This window comes from Spirillospora sp. NPDC000708 (assembly GCF_040299565.1).
Classification (GTDB): Bacteria; Actinomycetota; Actinomycetes; order Streptosporangiales; family Streptosporangiaceae; genus Spirillospora.
Window position 1 is genome coordinate 153,982 of sequence record NZ_JBEPCJ010000005.1, and the last position, 15,995, is coordinate 169,976.

The 15,995-nt window shown below is 72.1% G+C and carries 19 protein-coding genes; all 19 read right to left on the reverse strand.

All coding sequences use genetic code 11. The features are described from left to right. Positions 1 to 45 precede the first annotated feature (45 nt). Positions 46 to 498: a 3-hydroxyacyl-ACP dehydratase FabZ family protein gene (locus ABT299_RS06260; RefSeq protein ID WP_387028245.1), complete on the reverse strand. Its 453-nt coding sequence runs from the start codon at positions 496 to 498 to the stop codon at positions 46 to 48. Beyond that, positions 495 to 851, reverse strand: coding sequence for an ApeI family dehydratase (locus ABT299_RS06265; RefSeq protein ID WP_387028247.1), 357 nt, complete (start codon positions 849 to 851; stop codon positions 495 to 497). Before ABT299_RS06265 ends, ABT299_RS06260 begins: the two co-directional genes overlap by 4 nt. Next, positions 848 to 1,927, reverse strand: coding sequence for a beta-ketoacyl synthase N-terminal-like domain-containing protein (locus ABT299_RS06270; protein ID WP_190853625.1), 1,080 nt, complete (start codon positions 1,925 to 1,927; stop codon positions 848 to 850). Before ABT299_RS06270 ends, ABT299_RS06265 begins: the two co-directional genes overlap by 4 nt. After that, complete coding sequence (locus ABT299_RS06275) at positions 1,924 to 3,210, reverse strand: beta-ketoacyl-[acyl-carrier-protein] synthase family protein (protein WP_500249988.1); 1,287 nt, start codon at positions 3,208 to 3,210, stop codon at positions 1,924 to 1,926. The genes ABT299_RS06270 and ABT299_RS06275 overlap by 4 nt, the downstream gene beginning before the upstream one ends. A 17-nt stretch (positions 3,211 to 3,227) precedes the next feature. Next, the gene (locus tag ABT299_RS06280; RefSeq protein WP_387028251.1) at positions 3,228 to 4,610 is read right to left on the reverse strand and encodes an NDP-hexose 2,3-dehydratase family protein; all 1,383 of its coding nucleotides are present in this window, start codon (positions 4,608 to 4,610) and stop codon (positions 3,228 to 3,230) included. A gap of 142 nt (positions 4,611 to 4,752) precedes the next feature. Next, entirely contained in the window at positions 4,753 to 5,349 is a 597-nt protein-coding gene (locus ABT299_RS06285) for an NADPH-dependent FMN reductase (RefSeq protein ID WP_190853620.1), read from the reverse strand. Positions 5,350 to 5,469: 120 nt separating this feature from the next. Next, on the reverse strand, positions 5,470 to 6,435 hold the full coding sequence (locus tag ABT299_RS06290) for an ATP-binding cassette domain-containing protein (protein ID WP_500249989.1): 966 nt from the start codon (positions 6,433 to 6,435) through the stop codon (positions 5,470 to 5,472). Positions 6,436 to 6,543: 108 nt separating this feature from the next. Then, a complete protein-coding gene (locus ABT299_RS06295) occupies positions 6,544 to 7,482 on the reverse strand; it encodes an aromatase/cyclase (protein ID WP_500249990.1) in 939 nt (312 codons plus the stop codon). Between the two features lie 11 nt (positions 7,483 to 7,493). Continuing rightward, positions 7,494 to 8,279: a 3-oxoacyl-ACP reductase FabG gene (gene fabG / locus ABT299_RS06300; RefSeq protein WP_387028259.1), complete on the reverse strand. Its 786-nt coding sequence runs from the start codon at positions 8,277 to 8,279 to the stop codon at positions 7,494 to 7,496. Between the two features lie 18 nt (positions 8,280 to 8,297). Further along, the gene (locus ABT299_RS06305) at positions 8,298 to 8,561 is read right to left on the reverse strand and encodes an acyl carrier protein (protein WP_500192522.1); all 264 of its coding nucleotides are present in this window, start codon (positions 8,559 to 8,561) and stop codon (positions 8,298 to 8,300) included. 30 nt (positions 8,562 to 8,591) lie between these two features. After that, complete coding sequence (locus ABT299_RS06310) at positions 8,592 to 9,812, reverse strand: ketosynthase chain-length factor (protein ID WP_500249991.1); 1,221 nt, start codon at positions 9,810 to 9,812, stop codon at positions 8,592 to 8,594. After that, positions 9,809 to 11,080: a beta-ketoacyl-ACP synthase II gene (locus ABT299_RS06315; RefSeq protein ID WP_190853605.1), complete on the reverse strand. Its 1,272-nt coding sequence runs from the start codon at positions 11,078 to 11,080 to the stop codon at positions 9,809 to 9,811. The genes ABT299_RS06310 and ABT299_RS06315 overlap by 4 nt, the downstream gene beginning before the upstream one ends. Beyond that, entirely contained in the window at positions 11,077 to 11,424 is a 348-nt protein-coding gene (locus tag ABT299_RS06320) for a TcmI family type II polyketide cyclase (RefSeq protein WP_347256564.1), read from the reverse strand. The genes ABT299_RS06315 and ABT299_RS06320 overlap by 4 nt, the downstream gene beginning before the upstream one ends. An 11-nt stretch (positions 11,425 to 11,435) precedes the next feature. Then, positions 11,436 to 12,212 (reverse strand): class I SAM-dependent methyltransferase, encoded by a 777-nt coding sequence (locus ABT299_RS06325; RefSeq protein WP_190853603.1) that lies wholly within the window; start codon positions 12,210 to 12,212, stop codon positions 11,436 to 11,438. Then, complete coding sequence (locus tag ABT299_RS06330; RefSeq protein WP_190853601.1) at positions 12,209 to 12,442, reverse strand: ferredoxin; 234 nt, start codon at positions 12,440 to 12,442, stop codon at positions 12,209 to 12,211. The genes ABT299_RS06325 and ABT299_RS06330 overlap by 4 nt, the downstream gene beginning before the upstream one ends. After that, entirely contained in the window at positions 12,439 to 13,662 is a 1,224-nt protein-coding gene (locus ABT299_RS06335) for a cytochrome P450 family protein (RefSeq protein WP_194736620.1), read from the reverse strand. The genes ABT299_RS06330 and ABT299_RS06335 overlap by 4 nt, the downstream gene beginning before the upstream one ends. After that, entirely contained in the window at positions 13,629 to 14,519 is an 891-nt protein-coding gene (locus ABT299_RS06340) for an alpha/beta hydrolase family protein (RefSeq protein WP_500249992.1), read from the reverse strand. Before ABT299_RS06340 ends, ABT299_RS06335 begins: the two co-directional genes overlap by 34 nt. Continuing rightward, a complete protein-coding gene (locus ABT299_RS06345) occupies positions 14,516 to 15,100 on the reverse strand; it encodes an antibiotic biosynthesis monooxygenase (RefSeq protein ID WP_500249993.1) in 585 nt (194 codons plus the stop codon). Before ABT299_RS06345 ends, ABT299_RS06340 begins: the two co-directional genes overlap by 4 nt. Next, positions 15,087 to 15,956, reverse strand: coding sequence for an NAD(P)H-binding protein (locus tag ABT299_RS06350; RefSeq protein WP_500249994.1), 870 nt, complete (start codon positions 15,954 to 15,956; stop codon positions 15,087 to 15,089). Before ABT299_RS06350 ends, ABT299_RS06345 begins: the two co-directional genes overlap by 14 nt. Between the last annotated feature and the right edge of the window lie 39 nt (positions 15,957 to 15,995).

A 15,995-nucleotide genomic window follows, 5' to 3' on the forward strand; every position in this document is an offset into this window, starting at 1 on the left:
ACCTCGGCACACAAGAGCGCCGGCTCTAAGATTGCGTTAATTGCACTAAATGGGCTTTATGGAGCGCACGGCCATCGTCGCCCGGCCGACCTCCATCACGGGCCGGTCCGCCACGGTGGTCGCCCCGGCGAAGATGAGCGTGTCGGCCACGTCCCGGATAAGCCGGACATGGTGCGTCAGCACGTCGCCCGGCCGCACCCGGCCGACCAGCCGCACGTCCGAGACGCCCCCCAGGAGCGGCACTCGGCCCGCCTCGCGGCCACCGCCGCCCGCCAGCACACCGGCCGCCTGGCACCATGACTCGACCAGCAGGACGGCCGGGTAGTCGTGCGCGAGATCGCCCGCCCCGTCCGGCAGCGCGGCATACCACGGTTCGTTGCAGGTCACCGCCTTGAGCGCGGTCAGCCGCTCGCCGGGCACGACCTCGGTCACACGATCGACCAGCAGCATGGGATAGCGATGCGGCAGCAGTCCCTTGAGCCCGTCCGCGCCGATCACGTCGCGTCCTCCCGCACGAATCGGATCCTCACCCTCGCGGTGACGCCGCGTTCCGTCGAGACCGTGGCCGAGCAGCGCCGGTCCGGCCCCTCGTCCGACCAGGTCCACTCGATGGTGAGCCGGTCGGCGGGCAGCACCGGCCGCAGGAACCGGCTCGACTCGATGTCCGCCAGCCGCCAGCCCGGCGGTGCGGTGGCCAGCCGCACGTACTCCACGACGCAGACGCCCGGCAGAATCGGCTGCCCGGGGTAGTGCCCGGCGAACACGGTCTCCGCCGGGTCGACGGTGACGCTCGCCCGTGTCTCCCCTGCCACGGGCACCGCCACGACCGGGCTCGCCACGTCCGGCGTCACCGCCGCTCCCCCAATCGCAGCAGCGCCGCGGCGACCGTGCCGCTCGGCGGATCGACCGAGGTGATCACCGCGGTCCGGCCGGCCGCCTCAGGGGTCCGCTCGGCCAGGCCCAGCACGGCGCCGAGCTGGAACGCGGCCGAGGCGGCATGGGTCTCCCCGATGAACTCCGGCAGCGGGGTGAGGCGGGTCTCCGCGGGCGCGGCCTCGTCGAGCGCCGCCTGCTCGGCCTTCCCGGCCGGCCCCGCGGCGCCCGAGGCACAGGCGACCCAGACGTCCGCGCCGCTCGGGCTCAGGACCGTCCGCACCGAGCGGTCGACGGCGGCGCCCCACTCCCCGTCCAGGCAGATCCGGAAGTCCAGCGCGAGCACCTCGGCCAGCACCGGGCCGCCGTCCGCGGGCGGCAGGCCGACCGCGAACATCGCGCAGCCCTCGCCCAGCACCGTGCCCTCGACGCCGTCTTCGCCGTGGGACTCCAGCCACGAACGCGCGTGACTGTAGTCCTCGGCAGCGCCGCACACCACGGTCCGCGCCCGCCTGGCGCGCAGCAGCCGCCGCGCGTAGCCGAGGGCCGCCAGGCCGGTCGGCCTGCCGGCGGCGATCGTGGCGTTGGGACCGTGGTAGCCGTGCCAGATCGCGCACTGGCCCGCGGCACCGTTCATGACGCCGTACGGGATGGCGGCGGGGTCGATGAGATGGGGCAGCGGCGCTGTCAGCCCGGTCCGGGTGATGTCCATCATCGTCTGGGCGCTGCCCGTGGTCGTGCCGAGCACCAGCGCGGTCGTCGCGTCGCCGGGCCGCTCCGCGTGCAGGTCGCGCACGGTGGCGACGGCGAGCCCGGCCAGCCGGTCCATGCCGCGGGTGCCCTTCTTGCCGAGCACCGCGCGCGTCTCGAAGCCGGGCACCAGCCCCGCGCGCTCGTCCGGGGTGTCCCAGCCGTCCCGGTCGAGCACACCGACGGCCGTCCGCCCTTCTGCGACCCCCTCGATGAAGGCCGCTCGGCCCCGCCCGTACGGGGAGAAGGCCGACCAGGCCGTGATGACCGGCCGGAGGGCGCCGCCGCGTGCCGAGTCGTTCATGAGCCCTGCCCCTTGTATCTGCCGAAGAGCACCACGCAGTTGTTGCCCGCGAAGGCCAGCCCGTTGCTCTGCACGATCTCCAGGTCCGCCGGCACGAAGCGATTGGGGACGCAGTCGATGTCGCACTCCGGATCGGTCTCGCGATGGTTGATGGTCGGCGGGACGAAGCCGTGCGTGAGGGCGAGCGAGCAGGCCGCCGCCGCCAGCGCGCTCGCAGCGCCCATGGTGTGGCCGAGCATCGACTTGAGAGAGACCGTGCGTGGCGGGCGGCCGCCGAACACCGCGTGGACGGCGCGGCATTCGGTGACGTCGTTGGCCTTCGTGCCGGTGCCGTGCGCCGAGATGAGATCGACCTGTTCGGGGCGCACGTCCGCGTCCTTGAGGGCGAGTTCCATGCAGCGGGCGATGCTGTCCTGGTCCGGCGCGACGGGGTGATACGCGTCGCAGTTGAGGCCGTAGCCGAGCACCTCGGCGTAGATCCTCGCTCCCCTTCGCCGTGCGGACTCCAGGGTCTCCAGCACCAGGACGGCGCCGCCCTCGCCGGTGATGATGCCCTCCCGGTCCTTGTCGAACGGGCGGCAGACGTCGGGCGCGATCGTGCCCAGCCGGTAGAACGCGGTGAACGTCTTCCGGCAGACGGCGTCGGCACCGCCGCACAGGGCCAGGTCGGCCTCGCCGAGCCTGAGCGCGTCGAGGCCGGAGCCGATAGCGTAGTTCCCCGCCGAGCACGCTGTGGTGAGCGTGCTCGCGTCCACGTCGGACATGCCGAGCTCGGCCGCGATGGCCGCGGACAGCCGGCCCGCAGGGACGGCCGCCGCGGCCTTGGGGATCCACGACCGCGGCTCTTCCGCGAGCTGTGTCGCCCGTGGAGGGACGGCCCCCCGCACCCCCCGCTGCGGCTCCGCCTCGAGAAGGTACTCGGTGAGCAGGTCCAGCTCACGGGACTCGCCGTCGGTGGTGCCCACGCAGATGTGCGCCCGGCGGCCGGCCAGCTCCGGGTCGGTCAGGCCGGCGTCCGCGACCGCCATCCGGGCGGCCGCCACGGAGAACCGGGCGGCCCGGCCGAGCGTCTCCACCGGCGTGCGGCGGATCCACTCGGCCGGCATGAAGCCGTGCACCTCACCGCCGTTGACATGCTCGAATCCGGTGGTGTCGAACGAGGTGATCGGCGAAATGCCACTGCGGCCCTCCCGCAGGCCCCGGGTGAACTCCTCCGCGCCCGTCCCGATGCTCGAGATGACCCCGATCCCGGTGACGACCACGCGGACCGCGGCTTCAGACATGTGGCTCCCCATCGGCGCTACGCGGACATGGAGTTGAGGCACGCGAGCAGCGTGCGGGCCTGGACATTGAGGTAGTGACCGTGCCGGACCAGCAGATTGAGCTGGCCGTGCGTGACCCAGCGGTAGTTGGGCGGGGGTGCGAACGGCTCGTCGACGTCGATCACCAGGTACCGGTTGTCGGCGTTCAGGAACCGGCCACCCTCCTCCGACTGCACCGCCGAGTAGCGGACGCGCGCCGGATCCGCCGTCAGCACCTGGTCCAGGAACGCGGGCCGGTCCGCGGTGTCCGCGTGCTGGCCCGGCGTGCACTGGACGGTGGGGCCGATCTCCACCGAGTCGGCGAACCCACCCTCGGATCGGGCGTGCGCGAGGACGTGCGGGACTCCCTCGATCCGGCAGGAGAGGAACGCGATGACCCCTGGCTCGACGGGCTCCAGCAGCGGCTGGGTCCAGCCGGCGACCTCGCGGCTGCTCGCCTCGACGCCGACGCCGACGATGCGGAAGTAGCGGCCCGTCTCGTGCTGGATGACCGAGTCGGTGCGCACCCAGCCCGGCACGTCCGCGAGCGGCATGCAGGAGGAGCGCACGTCGTACCGGCTGCGCACGCCGGTGAACCAGGAGAGCACGTCGGCGTCGGCGTGCAGAGCGCCGGCCTCGGCCCGGTCGAACGGCAGGCAGGAGAGCACCGACCTCAGGTCCATCGAGACGATGGTGTCGCGGCGCAGCAGCGCCCCGATCTGCCCAAGGGTCAGCCAGCGGAAGTCCTCGTGCGGTGGGACCTCGCCGGTCACCTCCACGATCACGTTGCGGTTGACCTTGCGGAAGAACCACGAGCCCTGCTCGGACTGCAGCACGTCCGCGAGCACCCGGCCACGCTTGGGCCCGTTGAAGTACTCGAGGTAACCGACCGCGGTGCCCTTGTGGACCCGGTTGTAGTTGCTCCACGTGGCCTGCACGGTCGGCGACAGCTGGAGCAGGTTGGAGTTGCCAGGCTCCATCTTGGCCTGCAGCAGGATGTGCGGGACTCCGTCGAACTCCTTGACCAGCAGCCCGAGGATGCCGATCTCGGGCTGGTTGAGGATCGGCTGCGCCCACTCGCGGTCCGGCACGACGCCGGTCGTGTCGTTCACCCGGGCCCGCAGCCCTTCGACGGAGAAGAACCGCCCGCTGCGATGGCGCAGGTCTCCGGTGGCCGCGTCGAACGACCAGCCGTCGAGCTCGGCGAAGGGGATCCGGTCCACCTTGAAGTCGTGGGTCGCGACGCGTTCGGCCATCCAGCCGAACACGCCCTCGGTGGTCAGGTCCGCGCCCTCGGTGACCGCGGCGGCGGACCGGGCGAGCCGCGCGGCCAGCCCGGATTCGGCGCGCGGCCGGAGCGGGGAGACGGTCGGGGTGCTCATCGGTTCCACTCCTAAATCAACGAGAAAGACCCCCGGAAACGCAGAGGAGGCGCGAGCGCGTCGCGCCTCCTCTGGGTCCCCTGTGACAGGGGACGGCGAGACCGAGCGGGGGCCGTGAGGTCGGTCTCGTGCGGGGCCGCTGTCAGGCCGGGTAGGGCGTCTTCTCCTTGGCGTCCGCGAGTACCCGCGCCCACCAGTGCAGCTGGACCAGGAGCCTCTTGGCCGCGTCGCGGCAGATCTCGGGCTCCTTGGGCCCATTGCCCTCCTGGTCCCAGTGTTCCCAGGCGTTGGTGAAGCTGACGGTCTCGCGCACGGTCACCGTGTGCAGCTCGGCGAACACCCCCCGCAGGTGCTCGGTGGCGCGCAGGCCACCGGAGACGCCGCCGTACGAGACGAACCCGACCGGCTTGGCCGCCCACTCGGTGAGGTGCCAGTCGATCACGTTCTTGAGCGCGGCCGGGTAGCTGTGGTTGTACTCGGGTGTGACGACGACGTAGGCGTCCGCCCTGGCTACCCGCTCTGTCAGCGGTTCCTGGACGGCCTTCACCTCGGGCGGGAGCTCCTCACCGAACGCCGGCATCGACAGCGGCAGATCGACGTCCGCGAGATCGAGCAGATCGACCTCGAACTCACCGAATTCCTTCGTCTCCGCGGCGAACCAATTGCCGACGGTCGGGGCCAGGCGCCCACCCCGCACGCTTCCGACAATCACAAGGAGACGCAGTTTCTTTTCGGCCATGACGGTCCTTTCGGAGGATCTTCGAATGCGTCTGTGATCTCGAGGCTAAAAGTTGAACTGAGGTTGAGGTCAAGCCTCCGGGCCGGCATTCCTGCAACGCTCTGAGCCGTCCCCGTTCACTCACTCCGCCTGCCGTTCGTCGAGCTCGGACTGCGCGGCCCGCCGGTAGACGCCGTTCTCCGCCATCAGTTCGTCGTGCGTGCCGATCCCGGCGATGCGGCCCCTGTCGAGCACCACGATCCGGTCGGCATGCCGGATCGTGCCGATTCGCCGGGCCGCGATGATGACCGTCGCATCCTCGGCGGCGAGCGCGGCGCGCAGGGCCGCGTCGGTGATGTGGTCGAGCGAGGCGAACACGTCGTCGAAGAGGTAGATCTCCGGCCGCTGGACCAGCGCGCGGGCGATGGCCAACCGCTGGCGATGGCCGTCGGGCAGGCCTGCGCCGCCCTCCGGGATCTCCGTCTCCAGGCCCTGCAGCAGACTCACCACGAAACCCGTACCCTGCGCGATGTCCAGCGCGTGCCAGAGCTCGGCGTCGGTCGCATCGAGCCGCCCGTACCGCAGGTTGGCTCCGATCGTCCCGCCGAACAGAAAGGCCTTCTGCGGTACGTAGCCGACGATCTCGGCGAGGCGGCCGGGGGCCAGGTCCCGCACGTTCACGCCGTTGATGAGCACCTGCCCCTCGCGGGCGTCGAACAGGCGCCGGATGAGCTGGAGCAGGGTGCTCTTGCCGCTGCCGGCGGCGCCGGTCACCGCGACGATCTCGCCCGGCCCGGCCACCAGGTCGATGTCCTGGAGAACGGGCAGGCCCGTGCCCGAACACCTGAACTCCACGCCGCGCAGCTCGACCAGGCCGTGCGGCGGCACCACGCCGGGCCCGGCACCGGGTTCAAGGCCGGGTTCAGGGCCGGGCCCGGCACCGGGTTCAGGGCCCGGTTCGTCGTTGTGGATCTCCTGGACGCGCTCGGCACGGGGGGCGGCGCGCCGGGTCTTCGGGACCGCGATCACGGCGAGCGCGATCGTGACCAGGCCGAGGCCGAGCACCGCCACCGCGGTGCGGGTGTCCTGCAAGAGCCGGAGCAACACGGGGTCTCCAAGGTCCGTCTCGGGCGACAAACCTCACCGTGCGACTTGAACCGAGGTTGAAGTCAAGGCGTTGAGTCAAGGCATTGGACTCGGTTCCGTGCTTCACCGTCACCTCGCGCCCTCGGCGTACTCCTTCGCGTAGCCGAGGGTGGCGGTGCTGTTCCCGCTGAGCGCCTTCCGCACGAACGCCTTGGCTTCCGCGACACCCGCCCCGGCGCCGAGGACCGTCGCGATGTTGGCCGAGTCGATGACGACGGTGTGCTCGGCGGTGACGGTCACGCCGTCGCCTTCCGGCCGGATCAACCAGTAGCCGGTGTGCAGGCTGAGCAGCGCGGGCAGCCCGATCTGCTTGTAGACGATCCGCTCATGCGGGAAGCACACCCGGATCGACTTGGTGGTGTGCGTCGAGCCGTCCTTGGTCCGGGTGTCCATCTCCAGGATCTGGACGCCGGGCTCGTCCTCGGTGAGCTCGACCCTGGCCACGTGCGCCAGCCGTTTCTCCCAGAGCTGCGCCTCGTTCAGGAAGTCGTAGACGTCCTCAGCCGAACCGTCCACCCGGAGTGTGTCCTCGAACGACAGCAGCAGGTCCGCCTCGGCGGCGATGGCCGCCTCGACGTTGGTCTTGAGGGCGGCCAGCTCGGACCGGCTGTTGCGGTCCACCGCCTCGTCGATCCAGGCCAGCCCGGCGGGATCGTCGTCGATCGCACGGTAGTCGTGCAGCAGCCGGATGCGGCTGCGGCCCTCGCCCGCGGGTTCGATCACCCAGGTGCCGCCCATCGAGGCCACCGGCGGGGTGCTCTTCTCCTGGCGAAAGGTGATGCACAGCCCATCGGGATCGAGGCTGCGGCGCGACGTCCAGGTCTTGGGCTCGCCGTTGGCGGTGGCCCAGATCTGGATTCGCTCCGCGCGGTCGCCGCGTTCCAGGTGGGCGACATGGACGGTCGGCGGAAAGATCCGCGGCCAGTTCGCCACCTCGGCGATGAGCCGGTAGACGTCCGCCGCCGGGGCGTCCACGGTGATCTCGTGCTCGACCTCGCGCGTCGTCATCATCTGCTCCCTTAGAAGTTGCCGAGGCCGCCGCAGACGTTGAGCGCCTGGGCGGTGATCGAGGCCGCGGTGTCGGTGACCAGGTATCCGACCAGCCCGGCCACCTCCTCCGGGGTGGAGTAGCGGCCGAGCGGGATCTTGGCGGAGAACTTCGCCATGACAGCGTCCTCCGTGATGTCCCACGCGGCGGCGTAGCCCTGCCGGACCCTTTCGGCCATCGGGGTCTCGACATAGCCGGGGCACACCGCGTTCACCGTGATGCCGGTCGGGGCGAGCTCGTTGCCCAGCGCCTTGGTGAACCCGACCACACCGTGCTTGGACGCCGAGTACGGGGCGCCGAGCACGACGCCCTGCTTGCCCGCCGTGGACGCGATGTTGACGATGCGGCCGCGGTCCCCGGCCCGCATGCCACCCGCGTTCAGCACCTCGCGGGTCATCCGGAAGACGCTGTTGAGGTTGGTGTCGATGACGTCGAACCACAGGTCGTCGGAGATGTCCGCGGTGACCCCGCCGCCGCTGCGGCCGACGTTGTTGACCAGCACATCCACCGGGCCGAAGCGGTCCACGGCCGCCCGGACGAGCCGGGCGATCTCGGCGGCGTCGCGGACGTCGCACGCGGCCCCGTCGACCTCGAGTCCCTCGTCGGTGAGCCGTTTGGCGACGGTGGTCACGTTCTCGGCGCTTCGGGCACAGATGAAGACCCGGTGGCCCTGCGCCGCCAGGGTCCGGGTGACGGCGAGGCCGATCCCGCTGGTCGCCCCGGTGACGATGGCGTGCGGATGCGATGTGGTGGGCATGTCGGTTCCTCGGGTCGCTCAGGCCGCACCGGCGGCGGGAAGGGTGGCGTTGACGACCGCGAGCAGCGCCCGCGGCGTCCGGGCGTCGACGAGTGCCGATTCCTCCAGCCGGATGCCGTGCTCGCGTTCGATGCGGCCGGAGGCCTCCAGCAGGGCGAGCGAGTCGTAGCCCAGTTCCTCGAAGCCGACATCGAGGATGTCGCCGTCGAGCCCGGCCACCTCGCCGGCGGCCTGGACCAGCACGCGCCGGAGGTCGGGCAGGGTGAACTCCTGGTCAGCCATGGATCGATCCCTCTTTCGTGTGTTCCGATATCAGGCACGCAGCACGATCGCGGAGTTGAAGCCGCCGTGGCCGCGGGCCAGCACCAGCGCGGCCCGCAGGCGGGCCGGGCGGGCGGCGCCGGCCACCAGGTCGAGCTCGTACTCGGCGGCCGGGGTCACGTTCACCGTGGGCGGGATGACCTGGTCGCGCAGCGCGAGCAGGGCGGCCGCCAGATCGAGCGGGCCCGCCCCGGAGTAGAGGCGGCCGGTCATCGTCTTGGGCGCGGTGACCGGCACCCCGCCCGGGCCGAAGACCGCGCCGATCGCCGCGGCCTCGATCCGGTCGAGCTCGGGCACCGCGGCCGCGTCGGCGAAGACGACATCGATGTCGGTGGGGGCCAGCCCGGCGTCGGCGAGCGCCAGTTCGATCGCGCGGCGCAGCCCGGGTGGCCGCCCGCTGCCCGGCTTGGGGTCGAACGTGGCGGCGCAGCCCGCGATCTCGCCGTAGCGGGGGGCGCCCCGTTCGGCGGCGGACGCGGAGTCCTCAAGGACGAGGATCGCGCCGCCCTCGCCCGCGACATGCCCGCGGGCCGCCCGGTCGAAGGGCTGGTAGGCGCGGTCGGGGACGTCGCCGCGGCTCAGCCGCCCGGAGGCGAGCTGCGCCACCCAGCCCCACGGGCACACCGAGCCGTCGACGCCGCCGGTGAGCATCAGCCCGGTTCCCTTGCGGATCTGCCGCCTGGCCTGGGCGACGGCGTCCAGCCCGCCCGCCTGGTCGCTGACGACGACGCTGGACGGGCCGCGCATGCCGTTGCGGATGGAGATCTGGCCGGTGTTGACGGCGTAGAACCAGGCGAACGACTGGTAGCCGCTGACGTGCCGGCTCCCCTTGCTCCACAGGTTCTGCAGCTCGCGCTGGCCGAACTCGAACCCGCCCGACGACGCGGCCGTGGCCACCCCCATCCCGTACTCGGGCAGATCCGCCGGGACGGCCCCGGCGTCCTGGAGCGCCCAGTCCGCCGCGACCAGGGCCAGCCGGGTCATGTGGTCGGTCTGCGGGAGCAGCCGGCTCGGCAGGTGGTCCTCGGCGACGAACCCGGGCACCTCTCCGGCGAGCCGGGCCGGGTAACCGGCCGCGTCGAACCGTTTGACGGGCGCGATCCCGCCCGTGCCGGCGCGCGTCGACGTCCAGAACGCCGCCGTGCCGAGACCGTTGGGCGCCGTCACACCGATTCCCGTGACGACCGCGCAGCGCCCCTTCGGCTCACTCACGTCGCGTCGACCCGTTCGGGATCGGCCAGCACCATCGCGCTCTGGAACCCGCCGAAACCGCTGCCGACCGTCAGCACCACGTCGGTGCGCTGCTCGCGGGCTGCGAGCGGCACGTAGTCCAGGTCGCACTCGGGGTCGGGCGTGTGCAGGTTGGCGGTCGGCGGTACCACGTCCTGGTCGATCGCCAGCAGCGACGCGGCGATCTCCAGCGAGCCGATGGCGCCCAGCGAATGGCCGATCATCGACTTGATCGAGCTGACCGGGGTCCGGTAGGCGTGGGCGCCCAGGCTGCGCTTGAACGCGGCGGTCTCGTGCCGGTCGTTCTGCTTGGTGCCCGAGCCGTGCGCGTTGACGTAGTCCACGCTCCCACCGGGCAGCCGCGCCTCCGCCAAGGCACCGTCGATCGCCTCGGCCATCTCCCGGCCGTCCGGCCTGAGACCGGTCATGTGGTAGGCGTTGCAGCGCGTCGCGTACCCCGCGATCTCGGCGTAGATCCGGGCCCCGCGCCGCCTCGCGCTCTCCAGTTCCTCCAGCACGAACATGGCCGCGCCCTCACCGAGCACGAAGCCGTCGCGCGTCCCGTCGAACGGCCGCGAGGCCGTCTCGGGGTCGTCGTTGCGCGGGCTGGTCGCCTTGATCGCGTCGAAGCAGGCGAGCGTGATCGGCGAGATCGGGGCGTCGGCCGCCCCGGCGATCATCAGGTCGGCGGTGCCCTCCCGGACCAGCTCCGCCGCGTACCCGACCGAGTCCAGCCCGGAGGTGCAGCCGGTGGACACCACGGCGGCGGGTCCCTCGGCGCCGACCGCCCACGCCACGTCCGCGGCGAACGAACTGGGCACCAGATAGTTGTAGAGGTGCGGGACGACGTAGTCGGGATCGACGTTCCAGAGCCGGCCGTCGTCGCTGACGACGCGGTACTCCTCCTCGAGCCCCATGGTGGCGCCGACCGCGCTGCCGACCGTGACGCCGGTGCGGGTCAGGTCCTCCTCGCCGAGCTCGATCCCGCTGTCGGCGACCGCCTCCCGCGTGGCGACCACGGCGAACTGCGCGGCCCGGTCCATCCGCCGGATCTCCTGCGAGGTCAGGCCGTGCGCGGCGGGCTCGAAGTCGCACTCGGCCGCGATCCGGGAGCGGAACGGCGAAGGGTCGAAGAAGGTGATGCCGCGGGTCGCGGTGCGCCCCTCGGTGAGCAGGCTCCAGTAGTTCTTCACGCCCAGGCCGCCCGGGGCGAGCACCCCGATCCCGGTGACGACGACGCGCCGGGTCACCGCGGATCCCACCGGTAGAAGCGGGCCGCCATGGCGTCCGACGGCGTGCGCCAGTTCGGGTCGTACGGCGTGATGAACGGCCGGAGGTCCTCGCTGATCTGCTTGAACAGCGGGTGCGCCTTGGCCTCCTCGATGGCGTCGCCGCCGCTCTCGGAGTCGAAGTCCTGCAGGTGGAAGTACAGGCCCTGGTATTTGAACAGCTGCCGGCGCCGGGTTCCCATCAGGTGCGGCATGTCCGTCCGGTCGAACTCGGCGAAGAGCCGCGCGACGTCGGCGCTGTCGTCACCGGCCATCTTGGCGACGATCAGGGTGCTGTGCATGGGCTGGGTCCTCTTCTCGGTCACGGGCTCCTCCTTCACCGGCTCGGCCGCCGGCCCCACACGGAGAACAGCAGGGTGGTGACATCCCGCCCCTCCGGCCGGTCCATCGCGCCGACGAACTCGCTGATCTCCGCGGCGGTGAGCAGACCGTTGTCGATCAGCGGCTGCCCCTGGAGCTCCATCCGGGCCCGCATCAGGGCGTTCTCCGTCTCGCCCGTGCCCGGGCCGAGCGGCCGCACCTTCGTCTCCACGTCGGTCAGCCCGGCCGTGGGCAGGAGGTGCGGCAGGCGCCGCCCCACCCGGGGGTCGGCACCGCCGAGCTCGAACGCCCTGGTGTACGCGCCGACCACGGCCCGTCCGTTCTCGGTCGGGCTGTCGGCGGCGGGCATGAAGTAGAAGTCCTCGGCGAGCAGCCAGCCGCCGGGCCGCAGCCAGCTCACCGCGCGGGCGATCAGCTCGTCCGCGTCGGGGACGAGCGACAGCACGGCCCGGATGAGGATGAAGTCGAGCGACGCCGGCTCGCCGGGCCCCTTGACGGTGATGTCGGCCTCCTCGACGATCAGGTTCGGCGCCCGGCCGTGGTCGAGCAGGCTGGTGTCGGTGTCGACCGCGATGACCGAGCCCTGCGGGACCCGTTCGGCCAGCCAGTAGGACATCGACCCGCCGCCGGCGCCCACGTCGAGACAGTGCCAGGTCGGTTCGAGCGGTAGCCCCTGGATGATCCGGGTCGTCAGCCAGTCGTAGTTGCGCTCCCACAGCGGGGCGATGATCGCCTCGCTGGTGTCGGCGGCGCGGGTCTCGGTCTCCGTCAACGCCCTGCCCCTTCCTGGTCGGTGTCGTGGTCTCGCTCGAGGAGGATCGCGCCGCTGGGACAGCAGTCGGCGACGTCCTGCGCGGTCGCGAGGCGGGCGAGGTCGGCGAGCCGCCGCTCGTTCAGGACGGCCAGCCCGTCGTCTGCGAGGGTGAAGAGCTCGGGCGACATCGCCTCGCAGAGGCCGCTGCCGACGCACAGCTCGCGGTCGATCCGCAGCCGCGCCCTCATCGCGCCGGGGTGGGGACGACGGGAAGCCGCTCGATGCGGCGCATCGCCCAGTTGTCGATGTAGCGGATCTCGTCCCGCGGAAGGGCGGGCTCCAGCCCCGGGAACCTCCGGAACAGCGCCGGGACGGCGATCTCTCCCTCCAGGCGGGCGAGCGCCGCACCGAGGCAGTTGTGCAGGCCATGGCCGAGACCGAGGTGGCGGACGCCGGTCCGGGTGATGTCCAGGCGGTCCGGATCGTCGAACCGGCGCGGGTCGCGGTTGGCGGCGAGGATCGCCGCGATCACCGGGGCTCCGGCGGGCAGCTTGGTCCCGTTCAGCTCCAGGTCCTCGGTGGCCAGCCGGAAGAGCGCGGTGCTCAGCGCGCCCTCGTACCTCAGTAGCTCCTCGACGGCCCCCGGCGCGAGGTCGGGCCGGGAGCGCAGCAGCGCCGCCTGGTCGGGGTGGTCGAGCAGCGCCAGCACGGCGTTGCCGACGAACGCGCGGATCGTGTCGCTGCCCGCCAGGATCATGGCCGCGACCATCGCGACGAGCTCGTCCCGCGACAGCCGGTCGCCCGCCTCCCCCGCCTGGACGAGGTCGGAGACCAGGTCGTCCGCGGGCGCGGCGCGCTTCTCGATGACGAGCTGCTCCGCGTAGGCGCAGATCTGGGCCATGCCCTCGGGAACGTGCTCCATGAGCGCCGGATCGGACGGGAAGACCTTGGCCAGCGTCTCGACCAGCTCCTCGTGCCGCTCGATGCGGAAGCCGAGGATCTCGCCCATCACCCCGGCCGACACCACGCCGCCGAAGTCCTCCATCACGTCGAAGCGCCCGAGCTCCTGGCAGCGGTCGAGGGTCGCGGTCACGGTCTGCGCGACGATCCCGCGCCACTCCTCGATGCGGCGCGGGGTGAACGCGCGCATGGCGAGGCGGCGGAGGCGGGTGTGGTCGGGCGGGTCGACGACCGTGACCGCCTTCTCCAGCACGCTGCCGGCGCCGGCCACCAGCCCGGCCGCCTTGAACTCCTCGCTCCCCCACGTGCCGCCCTGGGAGCTGAAGCGCGAATCGCCGAGCACGGTGCGCACGTCGGCGTAGCGCGTCACGATCCACATGCGCACGTCGCCCGCCGGGAACTGGAACTCGTGCACCGGGGAGTTCTCCCTGAGCCACGCGAACGTGGGATACGGGTTCTGGTAGTAGTCCGGACTCAGCAGCGCTGCCGAGTGTCCTGATTCGCCCATCGCAGGCCTCCAGTACGGGGTGTTGCCAGGCATTCCTCGAGGAACGCGAGGGCCCGCAGGTGATAGGTGCGCGCGGCCACACCGAGGCTGAGGTTGTGCCCGGCGTTGGCCAGCCGGTCGACGACGACCAGTGGTGCGGTCTTCAGGCCGGCGGTCAGCTCCCTGAGGGACTCCTCGTCGTGGTGCCACCAGCGTTCGTGTTCGGCGAAGGTGACCCGGATCGGCACCCGCACGCGGGCGGCGAAGTCCGGGTAGCGGTCCGGCCAGTCCCAGGCCTCCGCGGTCTCCCAGGCCGGCACGTCGGCGGTGATCGGGCCGGCGGACCGGAAGGTCCCCGGCGGGTAGAGGCTCAGCGGCCCCCAGTGCATCGCCCAGGTTTCGCGTTCCTTGAACCTGGCGACGTGGCGCTCGTCCACCGCGTACCGGTGGCCGACGCCCGAGACGTCGATCCCGAGGAGGGTGCCGCCCCGGGTCTCGTCGGCGGCGGTGACGAGCGCGAGCTTGCCGCCGTAGGAGTGCCCAAGGAGAAAGATCCCCGCACCGGTCGGGTGGTGGGCGGCGAAGTCGGCGAGCGCCGCGTGCACGGTGGCCGCCTGCTCGACGAGCGGCTGCCCGTCGGGGAGAACCTCGGCCGAGGCGCCGTAGCCGGGCCGGTCGAGCGCCAGCACCGAGAATCCGAGGCTTGCGCCGAGGCGCAGCAGCGACTGCCCCGGGTCGGCCCGGCCGTCGAAGTAGCCGGCGCGCAGGCCCGCCCCGTGCAACGCCGCGATGACCGCGCGAGGCGGCGCGCCGCCCGGCGGCTCCGCCAGCAGCGCCGAGATCGGGACGCCGGCGGCGTCCAGCACGATCCCGGTCATGTCACGCGGCAGACGAGGTACTCGGGCGGCGCGACCTCCAGGCGGGCGATCTCCTCCTGGCCTTCGGCGATCCGCGGGTCGGCCATCCACGCCCGGTAGGCCGCCTCGTCCACCCACATCGGGTAGTTGACGAACGTCCGGCCGTCCGGGCTGAGATAGGGCGTCGCCGAGATGAAGCCGGGGAAGTCGCGTTTCCACTCGCCGCTGCCCGCGAGCAGCCGCAGCACCGCGGCGGCGGAGTCGCGGCCCGCGAAGTGCCGGGTCGCGACCGCCACGATCCCCGGTTCCCGCCCGGCCTCGGGGCCGGTCAGCCCGGGGACGGAGGTGCCCTGGAACGTCGTCGTCGAGAGCACGCCCGCGTGGTCGGCCAGCTTGCCCGTGGTGTGGCTGGACGCGGCGTCCGGCCGCACTGTGCGGATCACGACGGCCATGTCGTCCAGAGCGGTGTGGACCCGGGCCGTGACGGGGTCGAGGAGCCCCTTGGCCGCCTCGACCAGAGCGCCCGCCGTCGCGGGACCGTCGGTGCGGAAGATCTCGAACGTGACGTGCTCGGCGCCCTCGGTGTGCTCAGCGGAAGGCATCCGCGCGCTCCCTCGCCCAGTCGCGGAACGTGCGGGCGGGCTTGCCGGTGACCTCTCGTACGACGTCCGACCCGACCTCGGGCTCGCCGGTCAGCTGCTTGAAGTAGTCGAGGGCGCCGTCGGCGTAGTCGGGCGGCCAGCCCGCGGCGACCATCTGCTCGCGGGCGGCGTCGGCGTGGACGTCCTCCCACGTCAGCTCGCGGCCGATCTCCTCCCCGATGATGTGCAGCTGCTCCTCCTGGGTGAGGAGCTCGGGGCCGGTGACCAGGTAGCGCTTCCCCGCGTGGCCGTCACCGGTGAGGGCCCGCACGCCGACCGCCGCGAGGTCGCCCTCGTGGACGGACGTCCGGGCCGCCGCGCCGTACGGGAAGTGGACGACGCCGCCGTTGCGGACCTGGGGCGCGAATCCGAGGGCGTTCGCCATGAACCCGGTGGTGCGCAGGAACGTCCACTCCAGGTCGCTGGTGTGGTCCTCGATCAGCCCTTCGAGGTAGGCGTGGCAGTTGTTGTCGCGCGGTTCGAGGCCGATGTGGACACCGACCGACGAGACCAGGACGAGCCTGCTCGCCTGCTTCTCGATCTTCTGGAGGACGTCCAGCGCGGTCTCCGTGCCGAGCGTGAAGAACGGCCACATCCAGAAGACGCCCTTGATCCCGTCGAGCGCGGCGTCGATCGAGCCGGGGTCGCCGAGGTCGCCCTCGACCAGCTCCACGCCCGCGGGCAGCCGTCCGATGTTCGGGTCGTCCTTCACCACCAGGGCGCGGACCGAGACGCCCGCCTCCAGCAGGTGCCGGGCGGCGTGCGGGCCGACGTTGCCGGTCGCCGCCGTGATCAGGACCTTGCAGGGCACGCTCATGGGATTCTCCTTTGCGGCTTCGGTGTCTGCTTCCGGGGC

Bases quoted from the DNA above. Each gene is read 5' to 3' on its own strand.
- ABT299_RS06330 (WP_190853601.1), bottom strand. From the start codon at position 12,442: ATGAGGGCGCGGCTGCGGATCGACCGCGAGCTGTGCGTCGGCAGCGGC.
- ABT299_RS06295 (WP_500249990.1), bottom strand. From the start codon at position 7,482: ATGACGACGCGCGAGGTCGAGCACGAGATCACCGTGGACGCCCCGGCG.
- ABT299_RS06340 (WP_500249992.1), bottom strand. From the start codon at position 14,519: ATGACCGGGATCGTGCTGGACGCCGCCGGCGTCCCGATCTCGGCGCTG.
- ABT299_RS06345 (WP_500249993.1), bottom strand. From the start codon at position 15,100: ATGCCTTCCGCTGAGCACACCGAGGGCGCCGAGCACGTCACGTTCGAG.
- ABT299_RS06270 (WP_190853625.1), bottom strand. From the start codon at position 1,927: ATGAACGACTCGGCACGCGGCGGCGCCCTCCGGCCGGTCATCACGGCC.
- ABT299_RS06280 (WP_387028251.1), bottom strand. From the start codon at position 4,610: ATGAGCACCCCGACCGTCTCCCCGCTCCGGCCGCGCGCCGAATCCGGG.
- ABT299_RS06305 (WP_500192522.1), bottom strand. From the start codon at position 8,561: ATGGCTGACCAGGAGTTCACCCTGCCCGACCTCCGGCGCGTGCTGGTC.
- ABT299_RS06275 (WP_500249988.1), bottom strand. From the start codon at position 3,210: ATGTCTGAAGCCGCGGTCCGCGTGGTCGTCACCGGGATCGGGGTCATC.
- ABT299_RS06350 (WP_500249994.1), bottom strand. From the start codon at position 15,956: ATGAGCGTGCCCTGCAAGGTCCTGATCACGGCGGCGACCGGCAACGTC.
- fabG (WP_387028259.1), bottom strand. From the start codon at position 8,279: ATGCCCACCACATCGCATCCGCACGCCATCGTCACCGGGGCGACCAGC.
- ABT299_RS06285 (WP_190853620.1), bottom strand. From the start codon at position 5,349: ATGGCCGAAAAGAAACTGCGTCTCCTTGTGATTGTCGGAAGCGTGCGG.
- ABT299_RS06335 (WP_194736620.1), bottom strand. From the start codon at position 13,662: ATGGGCGAATCAGGACACTCGGCAGCGCTGCTGAGTCCGGACTACTAC.